We start from the raw sequence: 22,812 nt of genomic DNA, 5'->3' as shown, positions 1-22,812 counted from the left end.
TGACAGGTTTATTTTTATTTGAGCACAATTATGTTTAAAATGAAGAAACAAGATATAATAAATGGAGTAACTATTTAAATGGAGGTAAAGTTTTTGGATTTCAAGCAACTAGAAAATAAATTCGAAAAGAAAAAAGTGAATACATTTCTTGTTTATCAAAAAGGGGAATTAACAACTGAGTATTATAAAACACCCGAATGTGCAAATAACTTATATAAAATAAATTCGATTACAAAAAGTATCGTATCTTTATTAATTGGTATTGCAATTGATAAGGGCTATATAAATGATATACATACATCAATTACAGAGTGGATTGAAAATGTACCTGGGGAAAAACATGATTTAACGCTATATCACTTATTAACAATGACTACTGGTGAGGACTGGAAAGAGTTTGGGAATGGAGTAGTATTCCCAAATGACTTTGTAGAATCAGAGAACTGGGTACAGTACATATTAGAAAAGCCAATAATTGAAGAACCTGCTACAAAAATGAATTATAATTCAGGTTCTTCTCATTTACTGAGCTATATTATTCAAGAAGCTACTGGAATGTCGACAGAGCGGTTTGCAAAGAAATATTTATTTGATCCATTAAAAATTAACGAATACGAGTGGCAACAAGATCCGCAGGGTATATATGTAGGTGGCTTCGGTATGAAAATGAAATCTACCGATTTATTAAAGTTAGGAAAATTATGTTTGCAAAATGGATATTGGAATGAAAAAGAAATTGTATCAGCGAAATGGTTAGAAGAGTCAAGTAGGGCGCAATTTGAAACATATGAACATGTCGGCGCATATGGATATCACTGGTGGGTATTACATAACGAAAGATTTCACATACCGTATTGTATATATTTCGCTATGGGATACGGCGGACAATACATCGTTATCATTCCTCAATTAGAAGTAGTATCTATTATAAGTAGTCATATGCCAAAACGTGGGCTCGTTCCGTTAAATTTATTTATTGAGCATGTACAGGGAAATTCTAATTATATATAAGAAAAGGAGGGAATGTATGAAAGATGAAAAAATTTTATCTTTATTTAGACTATGTTTAAGCCTTCTAGCATTTAGTGCAATCATTACGCAATTTATAATACGGGCACAAGTGAAACCGTTCAATCCAGTTAACTTTTTTAGTTTCTTCACGATCGAAAGTAACATTTTAGTTGCATGTATTCTCCTTTTAAGTAGTATCGGAACAGCTACATTTGGTCGATCAGAACAGTTTGGTATACTTCGTGGTGCAGCAACGGTATACATACTTACGACTGGACTCATTTATTTTTTATTATTAAGAGGGTTAGAAGAATCACTTCAAACGGCAATACCATGGGTAAATACGGTGTTACATTATATCATGCCAATTGCTATGCTTTTAGATTGGATATTAAATCCACCAAATAAGAAAATCACTTGGAAACAAGCTTCAAGTTGGCTCTTATTCCCGTTTTTTTACGTTGTATATAGCTTAATTCGTGGTCCAATCGTGAATTGGTATCCTTATCCATTTTTAGATCCGAGAATAGGTGGATATGGTAGAGTACTTTTATACAGTATAGGGATAGCAGTTGTAATTGGCACTATTTGTATATTGGTAAGATTTTTAGGGAATCGATATTTTAGAAAAGAATTTTAGAAATGAAAGAAACCCGGCTGTTATGAATCTAAATAGCCGGGTTTCTTTCATTTTATCTACTCGTCTTCTGAAACGACATTTTAATAAATTTCTCCGTCTTCGTTTCAAATTCCACATCAACAAAAACACCATATTCTTTTCCGTCTTCACGTAGCCACAATTTGAATTTTTCAACTGTTATTTGAACGGTTTTTGGTTTTCTACCTATATGAAGGTAATCAATAATCTCTGCTTTTGGGTACTTTTCTTTCGTTTTCTCTACAGCAAGCTTACCCCATTTTGCATACGGCGGCTGCGCATGAACAATTGATGAGCCTGTATATACATTTGAACATGTTGTTAGGAACAGAAGGACGAGTGCGACACGCTTTAACAAATTCTTCATGATGAACTCCTTTTATCCTTTTTTTATATTGTTTACATTTTCTTTCTACGATATTAGTTTGGATTTTTTTGTCTTCTTTACATAAAAGCGAGGCTTTTACAAAACATAACCAAGAAATCATTTACATAATTAAGGAGGGAAAATTATGCGCCAAAAAGCTATTTTTAAAATAGCGGTTTTACTTGCGTTCATAGGACTGTCTTTAATGGTCAGTAGTATACAACTAAAGAATGTAGAAGCATTTTCTAATCAAGTCATTCAAAGAGGAGCATCGGGCGAAGATGTCATTGAACTGCAATCTCGTTTAAAATATAACGGATTTTATACGGGAAAAGTAGATGGTGTTTTCGGATGGGGTACATATTGGGCACTTCGGAATTTTCAAGAGAAATTTGGATTACCCGTTGATGGTTTAGCTGGAGCTAAAACGAAGCAAATGCTCGTGAAAGCAACGAAGTATGACAAGTCAACTGCTAATAAAGGGACGACAACGAATAAAGGAAATAGTGGTGGCACTGCACAAGAGAATAAACCACCTCAAAATAAAGGGACAAATGTTCCGAATGGTTATTCTCAAAATGATATTCAGCTTATGGCAAACGCAGTATACGGAGAATCACGCGGTGAACCATATTTAGGACAAGTTGCAGTAGCTGCTGTTATTTTGAACCGTGTTACAAGTGCGTCATTCCCAAATACTGTTTCAGGTGTAATCTTTGAACCTAGAGCATTTACAGCGGTAGCCGATGGACAAATATATTTAACACCAAATGAAACAGCAAAAAAAGCAGTTTTAGATGCGATTAACGGATGGGATCCAACAGGAAATGCTTTATATTATTTCAATCCAGATACTGCGACTAGTAAATGGATTTGGACTCGTCCACAAATTAAAAAAATCGGTAAACATATTTTCTGTAAATAGAGCGGAGGTGGGACAATGTTACGAGGTATTATCATTGTATTATTAACAGTCGGTGTAGTAGGAACAGGCTATTGGGGCTATAAAGAGCACCAAGAGAAAAATGCGGTTTTAATTCGAGCGGAAAATAGCTATCAACGTGCATTCCATGATTTAGCATACGAAGTCGATTTATTACACGATAAAATTGGCACAACACTTGCGATGAATTCACGATCATCTTTATCACCTGCATTAGCGGATGTATGGCGTTTAACATCTGAAGCTCGCTCAGATGTAGGACAACTACCTTTAACATTAATGCCATTTAATAAAACGGAAGAATTTTTAGCGAATATCGGTGATTTCAGTTACCGTGCAGCCATTCGTGATTTAGAAAAAGAGCCGTTAAATGAGCAAGAATATAAAACGCTACAAACTTTATATTCAAATGCAGGAAATATACAAGATGAACTAAGAAAAGTACAACATCTTGTTTTGAAAAATAATTTACGCTGGATGGATGTAGAAATGGCACTTGCATCAAATCGCGATCCAGCAGATAACACAATTATTGATGGATTGAAAACTGTAGAGAAAAACGTAACATCATATTCTTCTACAAACTTCGGACCGACCTTTACAAGTGCGCAAAAAAATAAAAAAGGTGGATTTGAAGCGGAAGGAAAGGCAATTTCTAGAGATGAAGCGGCGAAAATTGCCAAATCGTTTTTGAATTTAAAAGGAAATGAAAAAGTAGATGTTGAGAAAAGCGGAAAAGGTGCGAAAGAATCCTTCTATAGTGTGAAAATTAAAGATGAAGCAACGAACAATGAGTTCTATATGGATATTACCGGAAAAGGCGGATATCCAATTTGGGTTATGAATAACCGCGAAATTAAAGAACAGAAAGTTAGTTTAAACGATGCAGGTAGTAAAGGTTTGAAATTTTTAAAGGACCATAAGTTTAATAATATGGAGCTTTATGATAGCTCTCAATATGATAATGTTGGTGTATTTACGTATGTAGTAAATGAAAATGGAGTACGAATTTATCCAGAAGCAATCCAAATGAAAATTGCTTTAGATGATGGTTCTATCGTTGGGTTCTCCGCAAAAGAATATTTAGCGTCACATCAAAAGCGAACAGTTCCATCGGCAAAGCTAACTGCAGCAGAAGCAAGAAAGAAAATCAATCCGGATGTAAAAGTCATGGAAGAACGTAAAGCTTTAGTAGTCAATGATTTGCATAATGAAGTGCTTTGCTATGAATTTGTAGGCACTTTAGGAAAAGATACGTACCAAATATTCATTAATGCTAATAGCGGGGCCGAGGAAAAGGTAAAGAAAATGCAAGCTGTTGAAAAAATTTATGATTAAACCTTAATAGTGAAGTGGTGAAAATAATGAAAACTCTAATATATATATTGATGCTTTGCTTCGTTATAACTGGATGCAGTATTGGAAAAAAAGACAATCCAAACGAAAAGCCGGAACAAAAAAATGTTTCAATGAAAAATGTTAATTATACGAATAAATCAAATAAGCCAAATGAAAAAGCAGCAGATCATTTAGCATCTTTAGCAGCAAGTGTGCCAGGTGTGAATGATGCAACAGCGGTCGTTGTTGGAAAATATGCTATTGTAGGTATTGATGTAAAAGCAAAACTTGATCGAACTCGAGTTGAATCAATTAAATACTCTGTTGCAGAAAGTTTAAAAAATGACCCTGACGGTGCTAATGCAGTCGTTGTAGCAGATGTTGATACGTATGAACGCCTCAAACAAATCGGAAAGCAAATTAAAAAAGGAAAAACAGGTGAAGGTATACTAGATGAATTAGCCGCTATTGTGGGCCGAGTAATGCCACAAGTTCCAAATGATATGATAGAAAATAGAGAAACGAATCCAATTAAAGATAGTGATAAACAATTACCAAAAGATGAAGAACAAGAGTTAAGAAAAGAACAGGATGATCAATCAAATAATCATTTGAATAAATGAAATTAGCCTCGTACTTAATTGTACGAGGTTTTTAAATATAATATTAAATATTCAGTTTATTTTTAAGGGAATATATGGTTTAATTATCATGGGAGGGACAACTGTTATGATGAAAAAAAGCGCATGTATATTGTTTAGTTTATGCTTAGGTTTCAGTATGACAGCGTGTGAACAGAGAAAAGAAGTGAAAAACCAAACAGCAACTTCTTCTACTGTGATGGAAAGGCAACAGAAAGAGTCTATCAATATAAATCATTTCTCGAGTATAAATGAAGGAATGACTTATACAGAAGTGAAAGATTTAATTGGTTTTGAAGGAGATTTACTTATAGAAGAAGGGGTAGAGCATTCTACACAAATTAAACAAATTTTTGCTTGGAAAGGGAACGATCCAAATTCATTTGTTGAAATTACCTTTTTAGATGGAAGAGTGCATTCAAAAGCACAGCAAGGTATAAGTTAATAAGCTGAAAAATGGGAGAGTTTAGCATGAACATACACACAGGGGAAATTCAATTAGCTCCGTATAAGGAGAAATATAAAGAAGTTATACAAACATTTACTTTACCAAGTGAACAAGTTCAGTTTACATCAGATCCAAGCGCATTACTGGAGAAAGCAAAAAGTGATTATACAAAAAATGTGATTGTTATTTTAGATCACAATGGGGTACCGGTGGGTCTTTTCGCATTGGAAACGGGAGATAGAGTAAAGGAGTTCACAGATAATGAGGATGCTTTACTTTTAACATCATTTTCTATTAATCACAATAGACAAAGAAAAGGATTCGCTAAAAAGTCATTGTTATTATTAGAAGAGTTTGTAAAACGTTATTTTCCAATAAAAAATGAAGTTGTACTTGCTGTGAATGAAAGAAATATTCCTGCACAAAATTTATATGCAAAAGTTGGTTTCCAAGATAAAGGTTTTAGAAGAATGGGACCAATTGGCCAACAAATAATAATGCATTTACCTATAATGAAATAATGAGATAGAAAACTTACTCTTGAATATTCAAGTAGTAGGTTTTTTTATTTTAACAATATATAATATATGTATATAAAATGAAACAGGAATGAAGGATATAAAAAATGAATCAAGATAGAAAATGGAATATCGTTGGAGGAAGAGTGATTAAAACTGGGATTGCAGTTTTTCTTACAGTGTTAGTTTGTGATTTTTTTAACATCCCAACTATTTTTGCTGTAATAACAGCAATTGTTACAATTGAACCAACTGCAACAGACTCAATAAAAAAAGGACTTATTCGCTTTCCGGCCTCAACAATTGGATCGGCATATGCCATGACTTTCACATTTTTCCTAGGCCACCAAGCAATTTCTTATGCATTAGCTGCAATGTTTACGATCGTTACATGTCAAAAACTAAGGTTACATGCGGGAACTTTAGTTGCAACTTTAACTGCCGTAGCAATGATTCCAATTACGGCAAATCATTATTTTACTGCATTTTTAATTCGTTTAGCTACTACATCTACTGGTATTATAGTATCTACTTTAGTGAATTTTTTCATTTTTCCACCCCACTACACGAAAATGATTTTTGGATGTACAGAGGATCTATTTGCTAAAACAGCAAATATTATGGAAGAATGGATTACTGCATTAGTTGCAGGAAAAGGTGTGAAAAAGGAGACTGCTCAGGATTTATCTAAATTGACTTTATTATTGCATAAGGCGATACAATTTGTTCAATATGAGCAGAAAGATTGGAAATATCATCAACATACAAAGAAGGAAATGAGAAGCTTTTTAACGATGCAGAAGCAACTTCATATATTACAGCAAATCATTTACCATATAGATAATTTAGCTCGGGTATCAATTGAGACTTGTGACTGGTCACAAAGTGAAAGAGAAATATTACAACGAACAATTCATTCTATGATTGCTATATTGAGAAACCGTTGTAATGAAATTGATGAGGAACATTTCAAACTTATTGCTGAATTAGACAAGCAATTTTGGAGTTATAAAAATGATTTAAAAGATTATAAACCAAATCATTATCATCACCATTTTTCAAGTGAATCTATTATTTTATTTGAGGTATTATCTATTCATGATATGTTAGAAGAATTAAAACAAATATCCGAGAAATATGAGTGGGAAAACCGATTCAATTGATAAGTTCATTTTACTGTGGGGGGGATAATATGACATTTTATATTGCATTACTAAGAGGAATCAATGTCGGTGGCCATAAAGTAATCAAAATGGCTGATTTAAAACGAGTGTTTGAATCAATAGGGTTAAAACAAGTGAAAACATATATACAAAGTGGTAATATTGTGTTCGAATCTGAGGAAGGTATAAACTTTCTAAAGGACCAAATACAATCTGAAATAAAAAAAGAATTTGATTTCGATGTTCCAGTCATGCTAAGAACACATGATGAATTTATAAATATTATTAAACAATGTCCATATGAAGTTCATTCATTGTTAGAAGGAGAAAGTGTTCATATTGCTTTTTTAGCTAATGTACTTTCTGAAGAAGAGAGTAGTCAATTGCTTACATTTAAAAGTGAACTTGAAGATTGCTATATAGATGAGAAGGTCGTTTATTTATTTTTCAAAAATAGCATTCGAAATTCTAAATTAATGAACCAGTTTCAGAAGTTACATACACCAGCTACAGTTAGGAATTGGCGGACTGTGAATAAATTAAAAGCAATTGTAGAGAGTATGTAAATATAAAAAGATGAGGTTTTCTACATGTAGAAAACCTCATCTTTTTACTTATATTGTTTTGCAACTATGAGTTCGACAATAGGATAAATAAAGAATGAAGAGCAAATTGCGATGAACAGGGGGAGGTTTTTTACTCCATCTAAATTAGCCCCCATAGAAAATCCTTCGGAGAAGATTAATAAAAGGAACATTACAACTACAAGCACAAAATACGCAATTTTAAAGCTTTTATATGTAATTTGTTGTCCCATCTCATCTTGACTTTCTTCTGACACACCGTGGGGATCTCCCCAAGTAATGTGATTAATTAAATTACTAAGTATTAACGAAATAGCAAAAATCGTACCACCTAAAATAGAACCTTCAGTTATGTATTTATATGTGCCATGTACTAGTATTGCAATTAATGCTAAAACAATGATTATAAAAATAGTTTTTTTAGTATTCAATAAATAATTGCCCCCTCGATTGTAAAAAACTCTTTACAAATATAAGTATAAAATTGGAAAAGTATCATGTCAAATACTTTTTACACACAATATGTAAGTATGCAATATTTTGTTTTTATGATAAATAAAAAATTACAATACATTTGAATGTAAAAGAATGGGCTCGCATATATTTGGAAGGGATGTCAGATTAATTTAGGGGGTAGTTATGTCTATACTTTTAAAAGCTGGTGCAGATGCAGGAAACAACGGTTTGAAGTTAATGGTGAAAGGGCAAGACCCTATTTTTATTCCGAGTATTTATTCTTTATATATAGGTGAGCCTACAGGACTCTTAGATGAGGTAGATGTTTCATTATCTGAATTAGAAAACCACATTGATGTGACTATAAGTTCGCCATCGTTAATGCTAAATAATGTACGATACATCGTTGGAGAAAAAGTTATTCAAGATCAATTAAAAGGTACTGAGGTAGAGAAGAAATCGAATAAGTCAACGGATGAGTTAATGGTTATTACAATACTATCAGGTTTGGCGGTAAGCGCTATGCGTCAAAGTCCAACTTCTAGCCATATTAATATTCGTTATGATTTATCTGTCGCTCTTCCTATGCAGCTTATTACACAAGAAATAGCTGCTGAAAATGCAAAACGTTATATGGGAAATCATAAGGTTATTTTCCATTATCCGAACGGACGCGATGTGACAATTAATGTTTCAATTGAGTATTGTAAATGCCTGCCTGAGGGCGCTTCTGGTACGTGGGGCATTGTATACGATGAAGAAGGAAATGTTGTGAAACATAAAATAGAATGTGAGCAAAATCAAGTTTCTGAAATTGATTTTGTAGATAAAACTCTACTCTCTTTTGATATTGGTGCAGGGACGACAGAAGAAGTCGTTTCATTAGGGGTGAATTTCCGTCCGCAACTAAGTAAAGGTTTATCTTATGGTGTAAAAGAGACGTTACTACAAATCATTACGAGATGGAACCGGAAGTATCCAACTAAAACGATTGATAGTATTACAGAATTCAATCAAATTTATTTAAATGATAAGCATCCGAGAAATACCTTATTAGTTGAGGAATCACAGCCAGCGCTATTAGGTTTAGCAGCACGTGTTGCAACAGATATTATAAATAAAATTGATGATATGAAAGACGATCCATACGTGTTTATTTATGGCGGGGGTGCAGTAATTATTAAAAACAGTTTAAAAATGATTTTAAAGCAAAAAGGACGACTCAAAAATGTAATCTTTGTAGATAATCCGTTATTTACAAATGCACGAGGATTATTAGTTTATACTTGTTCGCCAAAATATAGAGAGCATAAGCAAAAAGAGTTAGGATTTACAAACTTAACGATAAGTTAGTTGGTGGAAGTATGCGATCTAGGCGATATAAACGTGGTGATCGAGTAAAAATCAATATTCATAAATCGGTATCACCTGAAATGCTTGCGTGGCTGAATAAACAATCAAATCCAACTAATTTCTTCTTTTTTGCTGCGCAGCAACTATTTAAACAAGTTGGAGATATTGACGTTTCAAAAGCTTTACCAAGCAGCCATGTTTTCTCATTATATGTGGAGCCTTCATCCTTATTAAAAGTCGAAGTAAACCCTTTTAAAAACATGACACTAGACACAAATACATCCACCGAAAATGCAAAAAAAAAATTATGGGAATCTGTTGATCAATTAGATTGTCCATTTTTTTAAACATAGAAAAATATAAAAAGTCCCCATCACTATACATACGAATACAGTGATGGGTTTTTGTTTGTAACTAGAAGGGGGCACAATTTGTGCCCCCTTCCATTAGTTATTTATCTAAATTTTAGATGTATGTTTAGAAACAGCGTTAATTATGCTTTCCCAGTCATCTGGATGGTTTTCATGGCCTGCCCCTTTAAGAGTTAATAGTACTGAGTTTGGAATTTCATCAATTAGTGCGAGGCCATGTTCAAATGGGAGTGCTGTATCGTCTGTTCCGTGAATAACCAATGTTGGTGCTTGTATGGAGTGAAGTACACCTTCATATGCATCATCACCTTGAAGTAAAGCGTGATTAAACATACTTAATAAATTGTTTGCGCGTTCTATTTCTTGTTTTACTTGTGTATAAACTCTATTTTCATCAAATATTCGTTCTGATCCACATAATAGACGAGATCCTGAAACTAAATATTCTGCCACATCATTTTTATTTGTCCAATCTATACTTGCGCTCTTTACATGATGTGTTAAAATCCTTTCATCCATTGGGGGTAAATCGCGAGTATTATTATCAGATCCTATTACACTAGTCGCTAGTAAAGTTAGCGTCAAAATTCTTTCGGGATGTTTTACAGCGGCAATTTGAGCAATCATACCACCTAATGACATACCAAAAAGATGGGCTTTATCAATATGATAAGCGTCTAATACTCCGATTGCATCTTCAGCCATATCTGTTACTGAATAATTTGAAGTGCCAGGTTCATATGTAACAGAGCGTCCAACATCGCGATTATCAAAGCGAATAACAAATTTTCCTGTGTTCGCCAACTGTTCACAAAATTCTTCATCCCAATATATCATTGAACAAGTAGCTCCCATAATTAATAAAATAGCGGGATCATTAGAGTTACCGAAGCTTTCTGTACATATATCAATACCGTTTATTTTAAATATCTTTTCACTCATAAAGTTAGCCCCATTTCTTTTGAATTTAATTAATAATACAGTTTTGAATAATTCTAAGATGTGTGTAAGATTCTTTTTGAAATTCATCCCGCTATTTGCCGGGCAGTAAGAGCCCGATTGGTGAGGAATGATTAAAGTTTCACTTTATAATGCTTTTTGCATAATTACCCCCAAAAATAAGTATATGGTAATTCAAGGCAAAAAATTTTGAGAAATAATTGTATGTTATTAAAATAAACAGCAAGGAGGAGAGGAAATGAAAGCAATCGTTATTGATCGATATGGCAGTGTTGAAGAATTAAAAGAAAGACAAGTTTTAAAACCGGTTGTTAAGAAGAATGAGGTATTAATACGTATTTATGCAACATCTGTTAATCCAGTTGATTGGAAAATAAGAAAAGGGGACTTACAAGAACAGTTACGCTTTTCATTTCCAATCACTTTAGGATTAGATGTAGCTGGAGTTATTGAAGAAGTTGGAGAAGATGTAGAGTGTTTCAATATAGGAGATAAAGTGTTTACGAAACCTGAAAATATAGGAAGCGGATCTTATGCTGAATTCATTGCAGTACAATTAGATTTAGTATCACATATGCCTAATAATATTAGTTACGAAGAAGCAGCTTCTATTCCTCTTGCAGGACTTACAGCGTGGCAAAGTCTTGTAGATTACGCAAAAATAAAAGAAAATGACCGTGTATTCATTCATGCTGGAGCTGGTGGCGTTGGAAGTTTGGCAATCCAAATCGCAAAATCATTTGGAGCTTTTGTTGCCACGACTGCTAGTAGTAAAAATAAAGAATTTTTACAGTCTTTAGGAGCGGATCTCGTTATTGATTATAAAAAAGATAAATTTGAAGAACTAGTATCAGATTTTGATATTGTGTTAGATACAATAGGTGGCGAAGTGCAAGAAAAAAGTTTTCGAATTATTAAACCTGGTGGTGTTCTAGTTTCCATTGTTCATGAACCACTACAAAAAGTAGAAGGAATAAAATCAGGATTTTTATGGCTAAAACCAAATGGAAAACAATTAGAAGAATTATCAGCTTTAATTGTAAACGGAAAAATCAAACCAATCATAAGTAAAGTGGTGCCATTTAATGAAGCAGGAGTTCGAGAAGCTCATATTTTGAGTGAAGGACAACATGTTAGAGGAAAGATTGTAGTTAAAGTGGAATGATAATAAAGATTACAGCTTATAGAGTAACTAGATTTGAATAACGAAAAAGCTCAACAATAGATAATATCCCATACTATACATTTTCATTTGCGGGTATTATTTATTGTTGGCTAATGTGATATTGCTTCTAACAAATACTTTTTCGTATTGTATCATGTAATTTCTCTAATCCAATTTCCATATCTTTCTCGTTTAACATTGAATAGCTAATTCTTAATTGGTTATCATTTGTTTCGTAGTTTAATAGACAAGCTGTTCCTGGTAAAAAAGAGACATCTACTTCATTTGCTTTTTGTAATAAGGTAAAGGGATCTATCGAATCAGGTAGTGTCACCCATAAATTAAAACCTCCATTTGGTATTTCAAAGTGTAGTTCTTTTAATGGCGATAATATATCAATTGTTAAATCACGTCTCATTTGTAAAGCTGTACGTAATTTTTCTAAATGGTTTTTCATACGTTCTGCACGTAAAAACGGTAGAAGTGCCTTTTGTGTTAATAAAGGACTACCGATATCCATTGAACCTTTTACTGCATATAGCCATTCAAAAATAGGACCATCGGCAATAAGTGCCGCGATACGCAGTCCTGGTGCTAACGTTTTACTAAATCCTTTTATATATATTACGTGGCCATCTTTATCAAAACTTTTGATTGGGGGCGGGATTATAGCATCTTCAAAATATATTTCTCCGAAAGAATCATCTTCAATGATAAAAAATTGATATAGCCCCGCTAGTTCTATAAGTTCCATTCTTCGTTCTTTACTCATTACTGTACCTGTCGGGTTTTGGAAGGTCGGATTCGTATACAATAAAACGGGATTTTTACTTTGACAAATATCATCAATTAAGTCGGAGCGAACTCCATGATTATCAAGAAAAACAGGAATGATTTGAACACCTTTATTGATGAAAACATCAAGCGCGGCACTGTAACACGGACTTTCTACTAATACAGTATCTCCAGGTTTTAATAATGTTTGAGCAATTAAATCAATTCCTTGTTGTGCTCCGCTTGTAATTAATAATTGAGATGGGTCCGTCACTAATTTCTGGTGTTCATTTAAGTAATTTGCTATTTCAACTCGCAATTCATAATCGCCTTGAACTGGCCCATAAGTTGCTAACAACATCGGATTTTTATCCAGCAATTTATGCATTTCGTCTGCCAAAAATGGATTCGGTAACAGACGGGGATACAGAATTGCTTGTGAAAAATCATAATATTTACGGTGTTTATTCATTGCATATTGAGAACGCATAACATTAATAGATCTTGATTGTTGCCATTTATACGGTATCGGTTTGAAATCTTTCTTTACACGTTTATATATGTAAGCACCTTTTCCTTGTTCGATGCGTATATACCCTTTCGTTTCTAACTGTTTATAAGCTTTACGAACAGTTAATACATTGATTTGTAAATCTGTGGCCATACAACGTAAAGAAGGAAGGGATTCACCATGTGAAAGCATACCACTTTGTACTCTTTCAACAATTTGCATATATATTTGCTTGTAATACGGTATGTTTGATTCTTTACGCAATACAATCTTCATAGGTTCACCTATTTTTCTTTTTAATTTAATTAAAACGAAAAATATATAGGGAATCAACTACAACTTGAAGTAACTGTTATATGTACCGATACACTGTTATACACCATAGCCTCTATACTCATTTTAAGAGTAAAAAGGAGGAAGTAAAATGGTCATTTTTAATTACATTTTAGTATGTATTATTTTCGGGACAACATTTTTAACGATTAAAATTGGAATTGAAGCAGGAGCGCCACCGTTGTTTTCAGCAGGAATTCGTTTCTTTTTAGCGGGTATAATCCTTATGATTCTTTTTAAATTAAAGCGAAAAGAAATTATGCCACATATATTTTCAAAACGTATTATGTATGCTGGATTTTGTTTAACATTTATGACATTCGCAAGTTTATATTGGTCAGAACAATATATTTCTTCGGGATTAGCTGCTGTTCTTTCTGCTACGGGACCAATGATGATTTTATTAATACAAGCAAAGAGGAATAGGGAGAAATTACAAAAGGAACAACTCGTTGCTTTAGTTATTGCACTAATAGGTGTTATATTTGTTTCTTTACCAGGAATGCATCAACAAGTAAGTTTCATATGGAGTATTGCTTGTATTGTTTTAGTTATAGGGGAGCTATTTTACGGAATAGGCTCTATTCGTTCGAAAGAAATACTGTCAGATTTATCAAATGTATCACCATTTCTTATTAACGGTATTCAAATGTTTTATGGAGGGATTTTACTACTCATCGCATCTATTATTGTAGAACAACCAAATGTAACCGTATTAACTTCATGGAGTGTGCAATGGCCTATTTTATATCTCATATTTATCGGATCGATTGGTGGACACGGATTATATTACTGGCTCTTATCAAAAACAAATCCAGTATTTCCATCGACGTGGTTATATGTATCACCATTAATTGCAATAATTGTGGGATATATCATTTTAGGAGAACCTTTAAATCCTACAATGGGAATGGGGGCTTGTCTTATATTGATTGGTGTATTTTTGGCCAATCGTTCAACACTACGGACTTATTTCAAAAAAGGGCGGTTATTAGAGAAGGAGATGTAGTTTAATAAAGCAACAGCCCTGTATATTACAGGACTGATAAAATCAAAAACACAGTTGGAAAAATAACCAACTGTGTTTTTGATAATTAATTCACTTTTTTAATAAAGCCTTTATAATGACGTTTTACAAGCTGGCTTTCTAACGTCTTCATAGTTTCTAGTGCTACACCGACAATGATAAGTAAGCTTGTACCACCAATTTGAGCAGAAGGTGGTAACGTAGCAATTTTCGTGAATACGAGCGGTAATATAGAAATTGCACCTAAGAAAATTGCACCGATAAATGTTAAACGGTATAAAATTTTAGTTACATATTGTTCAGTTGCTTTACCAGGACGAATACCAGGAACATATCCATTTTGCTTTTTCAAATTCTCAGCCATTTGTTCAGGATTTACTTGAATAAATGCGTAGAAGTATGTGAAAGCAACGATAAGACCGACATAAAGTGTCATTCCAATTGGATGTGCGAAATCAAGATTTGCAACTAACCATTTTGATACGCTTGAATCAGGGAAGAGCTGCGCAATTGTACGCGGCGTCATTAAAAATGCAGAAGCAAAGATAACTGGTATAACACCAGCACTATTTACTTTAAGCGGTAAATGAGTGTTTTTTGCTCCTTGATATTGATTGTTTCCTGAAACAGCTTTTGCATATTGGATCGGTATTTTACGTACAGCTTGTTGAATGTAAATAACACCAACAACTATCGCTAAAATTACGAGTCCAATTAAAACAATTTTTATTATGTGCATAAATAGCTGATCGCCAGCATTTTGGAATTGTTGTAAATAAATTTGATTTGCAACATTTGGAATCGCGGCAACGAGACCTGCGAAGATAATCATCGAAATACCATTACCAACTCCGTTAGCGGTAATTTGTTCGCCTAACCAAAGTAAAAATGCAGTACCTGCAGTTAAAACTGTCGCAATAAATAAGTATGTAGTCCAGCTTTGATCTATTATTAATTGTCCACCTGCTATATTATTAAAGCCATAAGACATTCCGATGGCCTGTATGAATGCGAGAATGATTGTAAAGTATCGAGTAAATTGAGCTGATTTCTTACGGCCCATTTCTCCTTGCTTTGCCCATTCCGAAAACTTAGGTATAACATCCATTTGTAGTAATTGTACTATGATGGAAGCTGTAATATATGGTGTAATACCTACAGCAAAGATTGAGAAATGTTGCAATGCTCCTCCACCAAATACGTTTAACATACCTAGAACGTTAGCTTGATCTTGTACTTTTAATACCTCTGCGTTAGTATGAGGAACTGGAATAAACGTGCCAATTCGAAAAACGATTAACATCGCTAGTGTAAAAAGGATTTTCCTTCTTATCTCAGCTACTCTCATGAAATTTGAAATCGTACGAAACATTATGTCGCCTCCTATATTTTTATCAGTAAAAAACTGATTATTATACCCTATGAAGTAACCACAAACCTCCTTCCGCACTAAATTCATTTGACAAATGGATTTTCATACACTTTGTAGTTTTCACGGATATAAAAATATAAGGTGTTATATAAGCGACCTATACACTTTACGTAATCATTCAATACCCATAATATATCGAATAAATTAACAAATGTACATACATACGCATTAAAAATGAATAAATAGGGTCATTTTTTACATTTATTTAATGATAAATTGATAGGACATTATTATTCAAGATTGTTATACATGTTATAAAAATAAAAGCGAGCCATTATGATTTATAACTAATATTCATTCAAATGTGTCAGCTAATAGCGTCTCCCAATCTTTAAAGGATAATTTATCAGTTATATGTTTTAGTGCGTTAGGTATAACAATATGACAAATAAGTTCTAAGCTATTACCATCTGGATCAATAAAATAAACAGATGCATTACCTTGATGTGGACGGACAAAGGGTTCAATAGATTCATTACTCCCAAACGGAACAGCTTTAATTTGAAGTGAGTGTAACCAATGTAATGATTCTTTTAAATCCTCATAGGAAACTCTAAATGCAATATGACGTAAAGAAGGATGATATTTTGTTTCGTATTCAGAGCCCGCCCATAATCCTAGCCAACTTTTCCCTTCCTCAATCCAAAAGAATGCTGTTGATTCATCGCTCCAGGCTAACTTCAACCCTAGTTTTTCATAAAATTCGATAGATTGTTGTAAATTACTCACTGGTAAATGCGCTTCGTATATTCCTTTAATCAATTAAAATCCTCCACCTTTTTATTTTCTTACAATTAATATATCGATTTAAAAAGAATGTAAAATCAAATAAAAGTATGAAAGTACATACTACTTTAGTAGTAATAGTAATCAATTATATTTCAATTCAAATTCATCTCCCGCTGATTAAAGTTTCACTTTATATGATTAGAGAATTCTTTTTATTTAAGAAGGAATAAATGTTAAAGAAAGCTAATTAAACAGTGTACATATTTATAGGGGAGAAGATATAAATGAAAGTTGTTATAAAAAAATTACCACCATTAGAAGTAGCGTATATAAGACGAACTGGTAGCTACTTTGAACCGCAAGATCACTGGGGAAAGTTACTGAATTGGTCAATTGAAAATAAACTGTATCCACCAGAGCAATCATTTATCGGAATATCATTGGATAATCCTGAACTTGTTGCAAGTCATAAGTGCCGGCATGATGCATGTGTTACGATTCCTGAAAACTTCGATAAAGAAAAGTATCATGATGTGCAATTTAAAAAATTAGATGGAGGTACATATGGTCTATACCAGTTCTATGATGAACCTCATAAATTAAGTGAAGCGTATCAATACATGTATGTAGAGTGGCTACCAAATAGTGAGTATGATGCAGATTATGATAGAGATAATTTAGAGTTTTGCTTAAATAATGTTGCTGAAGATCTAGACGGAAAGTTAAAGGTTGATTTATTTGTGCCAATTAAAAAGATAAAAAAAACAAATAAGTTCATTTGTGGCTTTAAAATAAAATTGGAATAGTAGTGAAAGAAAAACTTTTTTTGAAGATAATATCTCTAGCGTAGAAATTTAAGTATGTAGGTTGCAATGAAAGGAGAATCCACATGGATACATTTGTAAATGACAAGTTTTATGAAACGAGAGATCAATTATTTGAGGAAATTACTTTGTTGAGTGATGCTCAATTTAATAGGAAACCAGATAAGGATAAATGGAGTATTGCACAAGTTTGTCATCATTTAGTTTTATTAGATGAGAGAGTGATAACAGTTATTTCCTCAGGGTTAAAAAAGTTAGATAGTACCCAAAATGAGCGTAAAGAAATTCACACTATTTTATTAGATAGAACGAAAAAGTTTATAGCTCCAGAAATGATTGAACCAAGTATAGAACCATTTGAAGTGGAGCAAATGCTCAATATGCTAAACGAATCAAGAAAAGAATTGATGCGTTTCCTGAGTACAATAGAAGATGAGTCTATATTAGCGAAAAAATCAGTGATGCATCCAGCTCTTGGAGAATTATCCCTTGATCAGTGGATAGAATTGATCTATTTACATGAACAGCGTCATATTTCACAAATAAAAGAGATAAAATTGCTTTGTGAAATTGAAAAGTAAAAATTATTCCCTATTTATTGATACGTATTATAAACAGGGGAAACGGTTGATTCATATTGATTCAGAAGAAAACAAAAATAGAATGAAATTAGTTGAAAGTGACCAATAAGCTTAAGAAAATATGAAACTATCCGATTTTCTGTATAAGTGTAACCCCGTCTTAAATGAAGAGCGGGGTTATTTTTTTGAAAATGTTTTTATTTAGAAGGAGATAAATCAGCAACGAAACTCAAAAAATTAATCATCATAACATATTGTATATGCCCGTTTTAATAAATTGAAATGATGATTTTTATGATGATAAATGATATGTCCTTATTTTGAAAGTACACTTCACACTCTTAAGGAAGGGGTATTCTGTCAGGAAATGATAAAATACAATTCTGTCAGAGGATGTATGCAATTTATTCTCTTTATTTTTGCAACAGAACCACCTTCAAAATTATCTTTTGTAGTTGAAGTTTCCTGAATAATAAGTTACATTTTTAAAGTTCAAGCAACTTTATGAAAGTACAAAAAGGGGAGAAATATTATTATTATGCAAAAAATGAAATGGAAGAACTATGTATGTTACTTTGTAATTCTATTACTGCTTGGAACGGCAGTAATAGTCAAACCATCTATCTCTAAGGCTGAGGAATCTGAAGTTAATATCACATTGTTAGGTACTGCAGATATTCATGGTAGATTTATGCCTTGGGATTATGCGCTTGATGGAGCAAATATGAGTGGAAGTTTGACGCAGCTTTATACGGTTATAAAGAAGGTCCGTCAAGAAAATCCAAATACCATATTAGTAGATGCCGGGGATACAATTCAAGGAAACTCAGTAGAATTATTCAACGATAAGCCACAATCGCCAATGATGGTAGCGATGAATACAATGGGATATGACGCCTGGGCATTTGGAAATCATGAATTCAACTTTGGATTAGATACATTGAAAAAAGTTAGTGAGCAATATAAGGGGAAAACGTTAGCAGGAAATATTTATAAGGAAAATGGAGAGCGCTTTCTTCCTGCATATACAATTGTAGAAAAAGGTGGAATTAAAGTTGGGATTATTGGTATGAATACACCAATGATTAGTGATTTTGAAAAAGGGACAGATCACTTAAATGGTTTAGTGGTGAAAAATCCAGTAGAAGAGACGAAAAAGGCAATTAAGGAATTAGAAGGTAAAGTAGATGTAATGGTAGGAGTTATGCATATGGGATTAGAAAATGAGAATGGTATCCCTGGTACTGGTGTTCAAGATATTGCAAATGCTTGTCCGGAACTAAGCGCTATTTTTGCGGCTCACATGCATAAACTTGTAAAAAAAGAAGTTGTAAATGGCGTAATTATTACAGAACCAGATAAATATGGAACACATATTTCACGTATTGACCTTACTTTTACAAAGCAAGATGGGAAGTTGGCTTTAAAAAATAAAACTGCTACCGCTATACCTGTAAAAAATGCTGATGGAACAACGATATTATCTGATCCTACACTTGAAGAAACATTAACACCTTTTCACGAATATGCGAGAGGAGATGCAAATGTTGTAGTCGCTCAATTAAAGGGTAGAAATCTTGTTCCTGAAAATGAAATAAAGGGTATTCCAAGTGTTCAGATTCAAGAAACACCTTTATCAGATTTCTTTCATGAAGTCATGCTCTACTACAGTAAAGCAGATGTAGTAGCCCATCAAATTGATAATGATTATGCCCGTTTAGATATAGGTCCTATTAAGAAAAAAGATATTGCGTACAATTACCAATATGCCTTGGGAGAAATTACAGTATATAAGATTTCTGGAAAAGATTTAAAAGACTATATGGAATGGGCAGCAGGATATTTTAACTCATCTCGTGCCGGAGATGTAACCGTTAGCTTTGATAAAACCCGCCGTGCCTCTAAATACAGTACGAACGATTTCTTTGGAGGCGTAAAATACGAAATTGACTTAACAAAACCATATGGAAGTAGAATTACAAATTTACGCTCTATTCGTACAAACAAACCAATCAAAATGAGCGATGCTATGACGCTGGGAATGAATGCATATAGAATGGAGGCTCTTCAGGCAAAAGGAGGAGCTTTAGAGGGGCGTAAGTTTGAACAAATTTGGTCATCTAAACAAGAGAATGCATTTGGAGAAACAGGTGGGACCATTCGTAACCTTGCTATTACATATTTAAAAGAGGTAAAGAACGGTGTATACACGCCAAAAGTTATGCGTAATTGGAAAATTACTGGTGTAGATTTACATTCTTCAGAGCATAAGGCGGTAGTTGATCTTGTGAATAAAGGGATTTTAGAAATTCCAAAAACAGAAGACGGAAAATACACAAATATAGCATCTATAAATACGAAAGACTCAATTTCAAAAGAAGAGATTATATTACTCTCACAAAAAGCAAATATTAATCCAAATCAGTTTAATCATGTAAAGACAAAAGGTGAATTTTACAAAAAACTTAGTAGGATTACTGAAAAAATATAAATTATAAAATTTCTTATAGTAATTGTTATTTTAATAGCATGAAACCCACTCTTAAAATAGTTAAGAGTGGGTTTTTATGTTGTTATTTAGATATAAGTATACTTTTATTAGAATGAATATAGATAATTAATAACTAACCAATTGGATGAGCGTCTTAGGGAGCTCTTTTTTATTGAAATTAATGCATTTATATGAGTTGTTCTTTAATTGTAGCATCATCCTTAATTTATGTAATTTTGCATAATGTTACATAAATTGTGTATTTTCTCTTTTTTTAGACATTAATAGACAGTATACTTTGTACAAGCTTTCTATTTCAAAAATTATACGAGGTGAAATAATGAAAAACAAAAAGACATTAACTAAGGTAGCATTAACAACAGGATTAGCTTTAACAGCTGTGGCACCATATGGGGTAGGTCATGCAGAGGAAACAGATCAACTACAAGTTCAAATTCAGGAGGAATCGTTCCGTTCGGGTGAACTTACACAGCCGTCACAAAAGGCACCAGAAAATGTAGTAAAGGATGCACTTAAGGAGAAAACAGAACAAGCTCTGTCCCAAAAACAAGTCAATGGAGAAGCAGGAGTAGATTATAAAGTCCTTCAAAAACGTGGTTCGTATGATGGAACTACACTTGTGCGTATGCAGCAAACATACGAAGGAAAAGAAGTATATGGACATCAATTAACTGCACACGTAGATAATAAGGGTGTTATTAAAAGTGTTTCAGGCGATAGCGCGCAAAATTTAAAACAAGAAGAATTGAAAAAAACTATTAATCTATCAAAAGATGAAGCAAAACAATATATTTATACGAAATACGGGAACGATATCAAGTTTATTTCTGAGCCAGAAGTTAAAGAGGTTATTTTTGTTGATGAAAATAATGGACAAGCTAGCAATGCATACCAAGTTACCTTCGAAGCTGCAACACCAAACTATGTTTCTGGTACTTATTTAGTAAATGCACAAAATGGTGATATGTTAAAAAATATGGTAAAAGAATCTAACTTAAAAGCAAGTGAAAAACTAGTTGGAGCCTTAAAGAAAAGTAAACAAAGCAGCCTTACATCATTAACGGGAACAGGAAAAGATGATTTAGGTATTAATCGTTCATTTGGTATCTCTAAACAAAGTAATGGCAAATATGCTCTTGCTGATTATACAAGAGGGCAAGGCATTGAAACATATGATGTGAATTACAGAGATATTACTAAAGAAGAAAGCTATTATCCTGGTACATTAGCGACAAGTACTTCGGCAACATTTAACGATCCAAAAGCAGTAAGTGCTCATTACTTAGCAACAAAAGTATTTGATTTTTATAAAGATAAATACAAGCGTAATAGCTTTGATAATAAGGGACAAAAGGTAGTTTCAGTTGTACACGCTTGGGATTCTGAAGAGACGAATGATCCGAAAAATTGGCAGAATGCATTAAGTGCTAATAATGGAAGTATGCTTGTATATGGCGATCCTATTGTTAAAGCATATGACGTAGCTGGACATGAATTTACACATGCTGTTACTTCTAGCGAATCTAATCTTGAATATTACGGGGAATCCGGTGCGATTAATGAGGCGCTATCTGATATTATGGGAACATCTATTGAGAAATACGTAAATAATGGAAACTTTAACTGGACAATGGGAGAACAAACGGGATCTGTTTTCCGTGATATGGAAAACCCAGCTTCTGTGCCATCTTCACTTGGAGTGCCTTATCCAGATGATTACAGTGAATTTAACGATTTTAATGGATGGGATCAAGGCGGTGTTCATTTTAATTCAAGTATTATTAATAAAGTTGCGTATCTGATTGCAAAAGGCGGAACTCATAACGGAGTAACAGTTAAAGGAATTGGTGAAGATAAAATGTTTGATATTTTCTATTATGCAAATACAGATGAGTTAAACATGACTTCTAATTTCAAAGAATTGAGATCAGCATGTATTCGAGTGGCAACTAATAAATATGGTGCGAATACAGCTGAAGTTCAAGCAGTTCAAAAAGCATTTGATGCAGCAAAAATTAAGTAATTTAGAAATATAGTTATCATTCATATATTAATACATTATGAAAAACAGCTAATGTCATTTTAAGGATATTAGCTGTTTTTTACGTAGCAA

23 protein-coding genes are annotated in these 22,812 nt (G+C 33.1%); 17 read left to right on the top strand and 6 right to left on the bottom strand.

The annotated features are described in order from the left end of the window. Positions 1–93: 93 nt before the first annotated feature. Positions 94–1,011: a serine hydrolase domain-containing protein gene (locus tag ACTFN4_RS21640; protein ID WP_000346250.1), complete on the top strand. Its 918-nt coding sequence runs from the start codon at positions 94–96 to the stop codon at positions 1,009–1,011. A gap of 16 nt (positions 1,012–1,027) precedes the next feature. After that, complete coding sequence (locus tag ACTFN4_RS21635) at positions 1,028–1,651, top strand: Pr6Pr family membrane protein (RefSeq protein WP_000650955.1); 624 nt, start codon at positions 1,028–1,030, stop codon at positions 1,649–1,651. Between the two features lie 52 nt (positions 1,652–1,703). Here the strand turns inward: ACTFN4_RS21635 and ACTFN4_RS21630 are convergent, their stop codons facing one another. After that, a complete protein-coding gene (locus ACTFN4_RS21630) occupies positions 1,704–2,036 on the bottom strand; it encodes a YqzG/YhdC family protein (protein WP_000793371.1) in 333 nt (110 codons plus the stop codon). Positions 2,037–2,181: 145 nt separating this feature from the next. Here ACTFN4_RS21630 and sleB point away from each other — a divergent pair, with 145 nt between their 5' ends. From sleB to ACTFN4_RS21595, 7 genes are all read left to right on the top strand, one after another. Continuing rightward, positions 2,182–2,961 (top strand): spore cortex-lytic enzyme, encoded by a 780-nt coding sequence (sleB, locus tag ACTFN4_RS21625; protein WP_001249053.1) that lies wholly within the window; start codon positions 2,182–2,184, stop codon positions 2,959–2,961. Positions 2,962–2,976: 15 nt separating this feature from the next. Beyond that, on the top strand, positions 2,977–4,317 hold the full coding sequence (gene ypeB / locus ACTFN4_RS21620; protein WP_000943732.1) for a germination protein YpeB: 1,341 nt from the start codon (positions 2,977–2,979) through the stop codon (positions 4,315–4,317). 26 nt (positions 4,318–4,343) lie between these two features. Beyond that, the gene (locus ACTFN4_RS21615) at positions 4,344–4,940 is read left to right on the top strand and encodes a YhcN/YlaJ family sporulation lipoprotein (RefSeq protein WP_439962778.1); all 597 of its coding nucleotides are present in this window, start codon (positions 4,344–4,346) and stop codon (positions 4,938–4,940) included. Positions 4,941–5,046: 106 nt separating this feature from the next. Continuing rightward, entirely contained in the window at positions 5,047–5,403 is a 357-nt protein-coding gene (locus ACTFN4_RS21610) for a hypothetical protein (RefSeq protein ID WP_000976446.1), read from the top strand. A gap of 11 nt (positions 5,404–5,414) precedes the next feature. After that, positions 5,415–5,927: a GNAT family N-acetyltransferase gene (locus ACTFN4_RS21605; RefSeq protein ID WP_002025890.1), complete on the top strand. Its 513-nt coding sequence runs from the start codon at positions 5,415–5,417 to the stop codon at positions 5,925–5,927. 104 nt (positions 5,928–6,031) lie between these two features. After that, positions 6,032–7,087, top strand: a complete 1,056-nt coding sequence (locus ACTFN4_RS21600; RefSeq protein ID WP_439962777.1) for an aromatic acid exporter family protein — start codon at positions 6,032–6,034, stop codon at positions 7,085–7,087. 29 nt (positions 7,088–7,116) lie between these two features. After that, entirely contained in the window at positions 7,117–7,653 is a 537-nt protein-coding gene (locus ACTFN4_RS21595; RefSeq protein ID WP_000145145.1) for a DUF1697 domain-containing protein, read from the top strand. Between the two features lie 44 nt (positions 7,654–7,697). On the opposite strand, the gene ACTFN4_RS21590 is transcribed toward ACTFN4_RS21595, so the two are convergent. Beyond that, entirely contained in the window at positions 7,698–8,102 is a 405-nt protein-coding gene (locus ACTFN4_RS21590) for a hypothetical protein (protein ID WP_001093141.1), read from the bottom strand. Between the two features lie 208 nt (positions 8,103–8,310). Between ACTFN4_RS21590 and ACTFN4_RS21585 the strand changes: the two genes are divergently transcribed. Next, entirely contained in the window at positions 8,311–9,480 is a 1,170-nt protein-coding gene (locus ACTFN4_RS21585) for a ParM/StbA family protein (RefSeq protein ID WP_000025622.1), read from the top strand. 11 nt (positions 9,481–9,491) lie between these two features. Next, positions 9,492–9,827: a hypothetical protein gene (locus ACTFN4_RS21580; RefSeq protein WP_001257760.1), complete on the top strand. Its 336-nt coding sequence runs from the start codon at positions 9,492–9,494 to the stop codon at positions 9,825–9,827. Between the two features lie 111 nt (positions 9,828–9,938). On the opposite strand, the gene ACTFN4_RS21575 is transcribed toward ACTFN4_RS21580, so the two are convergent. Further along, a complete protein-coding gene (locus tag ACTFN4_RS21575) occupies positions 9,939–10,793 on the bottom strand; it encodes an alpha/beta fold hydrolase (RefSeq protein ID WP_001290785.1) in 855 nt (284 codons plus the stop codon). 256 nt (positions 10,794–11,049) lie between these two features. On the opposite strand from ACTFN4_RS21575, the gene ACTFN4_RS21570 reads away from it, so the two are divergent. Next, on the top strand, positions 11,050–11,976 hold the full coding sequence (locus ACTFN4_RS21570) for an NADP-dependent oxidoreductase (RefSeq protein ID WP_439962776.1): 927 nt from the start codon (positions 11,050–11,052) through the stop codon (positions 11,974–11,976). A 127-nt stretch (positions 11,977–12,103) separates the two neighbouring features. Here ACTFN4_RS21570 and pdxR read toward each other — a convergent pair whose 3' ends face one another. Beyond that, the gene (pdxR, locus tag ACTFN4_RS21565) at positions 12,104–13,537 is read right to left on the bottom strand and encodes a MocR-like pyridoxine biosynthesis transcription factor PdxR (protein ID WP_229175403.1); all 1,434 of its coding nucleotides are present in this window, start codon (positions 13,535–13,537) and stop codon (positions 12,104–12,106) included. Between the two features lie 148 nt (positions 13,538–13,685). Between pdxR and ACTFN4_RS21560 the strand changes: the two genes are divergently transcribed. Continuing rightward, positions 13,686–14,603 carry a DMT family transporter gene (locus ACTFN4_RS21560; protein ID WP_000234340.1) on the top strand — a complete coding sequence of 306 codons (918 nt, stop codon included), beginning with the start codon at positions 13,686–13,688 and terminating at the stop codon, positions 14,601–14,603. 85 nt (positions 14,604–14,688) lie between these two features. Here the strand turns inward: ACTFN4_RS21560 and secY are convergent, their stop codons facing one another. Then, positions 14,689–15,993, bottom strand: a complete 1,305-nt coding sequence (gene secY, locus ACTFN4_RS21555) for a preprotein translocase subunit SecY (protein WP_439962775.1) — start codon at positions 15,991–15,993, stop codon at positions 14,689–14,691. 354 nt (positions 15,994–16,347) lie between these two features. After that, the gene (locus ACTFN4_RS21550; RefSeq protein ID WP_439962773.1) at positions 16,348–16,815 is read right to left on the bottom strand and encodes a VOC family protein; all 468 of its coding nucleotides are present in this window, start codon (positions 16,813–16,815) and stop codon (positions 16,348–16,350) included. A gap of 251 nt (positions 16,816–17,066) precedes the next feature. Here ACTFN4_RS21550 and ACTFN4_RS21545 point away from each other — a divergent pair, with 251 nt between their 5' ends. The 4 genes from ACTFN4_RS21545 to ACTFN4_RS21530 all read left to right on the top strand — a co-directional run bounded on the left by ACTFN4_RS21545 (position 17,067) and on the right by ACTFN4_RS21530 (position 22,722). Further along, positions 17,067–17,588: an AraC family transcriptional regulator gene (locus tag ACTFN4_RS21545; protein WP_098772117.1), complete on the top strand. Its 522-nt coding sequence runs from the start codon at positions 17,067–17,069 to the stop codon at positions 17,586–17,588. 83 nt (positions 17,589–17,671) lie between these two features. Then, positions 17,672–18,187, top strand: coding sequence for a DinB family protein (locus ACTFN4_RS21540; protein WP_000379366.1), 516 nt, complete (start codon positions 17,672–17,674; stop codon positions 18,185–18,187). 538 nt (positions 18,188–18,725) lie between these two features. Next, a complete protein-coding gene (locus ACTFN4_RS21535) occupies positions 18,726–20,678 on the top strand; it encodes a bifunctional metallophosphatase/5'-nucleotidase (protein WP_439962772.1) in 1,953 nt (650 codons plus the stop codon). Between the two features lie 340 nt (positions 20,679–21,018). After that, positions 21,019–22,722, top strand: a complete 1,704-nt coding sequence (locus ACTFN4_RS21530) for a M4 family metallopeptidase (RefSeq protein WP_000791448.1) — start codon at positions 21,019–21,021, stop codon at positions 22,720–22,722. Positions 22,723–22,812 lie beyond the last annotated feature (90 nt).

Origin of the sequence: Bacillus cereus group sp. MYBK95-2 (genome assembly GCF_051915225.1) — a bacterium.
Taxonomy (GTDB): Bacteria; Bacillota; Bacilli; order Bacillales; family Bacillaceae_G; genus Bacillus_A; species Bacillus_A cereus.
Note: the sequence above shows the minus strand (reverse complement) of the source record. Positions and strands in the feature narration are given on the sequence as shown.

What these genes read in the sequence shown, in the direction of transcription:
- ACTFN4_RS21610 (WP_000976446.1), top strand. Translation starts at nt 5,047, where the DNA reads ATGATGAAAAAAAGCGCATGTATATTGTTTAGTTTATGCTTAGGTTTC.
- ACTFN4_RS21630 (WP_000793371.1), bottom strand. Translation starts at nt 2,036, where the DNA reads ATGAAGAATTTGTTAAAGCGTGTCGCACTCGTCCTTCTGTTCCTAACA.
- ACTFN4_RS21560 (WP_000234340.1), top strand. Translation starts at nt 13,686, where the DNA reads ATGGTCATTTTTAATTACATTTTAGTATGTATTATTTTCGGGACAACA.
- ACTFN4_RS21595 (WP_000145145.1), top strand. Translation starts at nt 7,117, where the DNA reads ATGACATTTTATATTGCATTACTAAGAGGAATCAATGTCGGTGGCCAT.
- secY (WP_439962775.1), bottom strand. Translation starts at nt 15,993, where the DNA reads ATGTTTCGTACGATTTCAAATTTCATGAGAGTAGCTGAGATAAGAAGG.
- ACTFN4_RS21535 (WP_439962772.1), top strand. Translation starts at nt 18,726, where the DNA reads ATGCAAAAAATGAAATGGAAGAACTATGTATGTTACTTTGTAATTCTA.
- ACTFN4_RS21600 (WP_439962777.1), top strand. Translation starts at nt 6,032, where the DNA reads ATGAATCAAGATAGAAAATGGAATATCGTTGGAGGAAGAGTGATTAAA.
- sleB (WP_001249053.1), top strand. Translation starts at nt 2,182, where the DNA reads ATGCGCCAAAAAGCTATTTTTAAAATAGCGGTTTTACTTGCGTTCATA.
- ACTFN4_RS21585 (WP_000025622.1), top strand. Translation starts at nt 8,311, where the DNA reads ATGTCTATACTTTTAAAAGCTGGTGCAGATGCAGGAAACAACGGTTTG.
- ypeB (WP_000943732.1), top strand. Translation starts at nt 2,977, where the DNA reads ATGTTACGAGGTATTATCATTGTATTATTAACAGTCGGTGTAGTAGGA.
- ACTFN4_RS21540 (WP_000379366.1), top strand. Translation starts at nt 17,672, where the DNA reads ATGGATACATTTGTAAATGACAAGTTTTATGAAACGAGAGATCAATTA.
- ACTFN4_RS21615 (WP_439962778.1), top strand. Translation starts at nt 4,344, where the DNA reads ATGAAAACTCTAATATATATATTGATGCTTTGCTTCGTTATAACTGGA.
- pdxR (WP_229175403.1), bottom strand. Translation starts at nt 13,537, where the DNA reads ATGAAGATTGTATTGCGTAAAGAATCAAACATACCGTATTACAAGCAA.
- ACTFN4_RS21545 (WP_098772117.1), top strand. Translation starts at nt 17,067, where the DNA reads ATGAAAGTTGTTATAAAAAAATTACCACCATTAGAAGTAGCGTATATA.
- ACTFN4_RS21605 (WP_002025890.1), top strand. Translation starts at nt 5,415, where the DNA reads ATGGGAGAGTTTAGCATGAACATACACACAGGGGAAATTCAATTAGCT.
- ACTFN4_RS21530 (WP_000791448.1), top strand. Translation starts at nt 21,019, where the DNA reads ATGAAAAACAAAAAGACATTAACTAAGGTAGCATTAACAACAGGATTA.
- ACTFN4_RS21570 (WP_439962776.1), top strand. Translation starts at nt 11,050, where the DNA reads ATGAAAGCAATCGTTATTGATCGATATGGCAGTGTTGAAGAATTAAAA.
- ACTFN4_RS21635 (WP_000650955.1), top strand. Translation starts at nt 1,028, where the DNA reads ATGAAAGATGAAAAAATTTTATCTTTATTTAGACTATGTTTAAGCCTT.
- ACTFN4_RS21575 (WP_001290785.1), bottom strand. Translation starts at nt 10,793, where the DNA reads ATGAGTGAAAAGATATTTAAAATAAACGGTATTGATATATGTACAGAA.
- ACTFN4_RS21580 (WP_001257760.1), top strand. Translation starts at nt 9,492, where the DNA reads ATGCGATCTAGGCGATATAAACGTGGTGATCGAGTAAAAATCAATATT.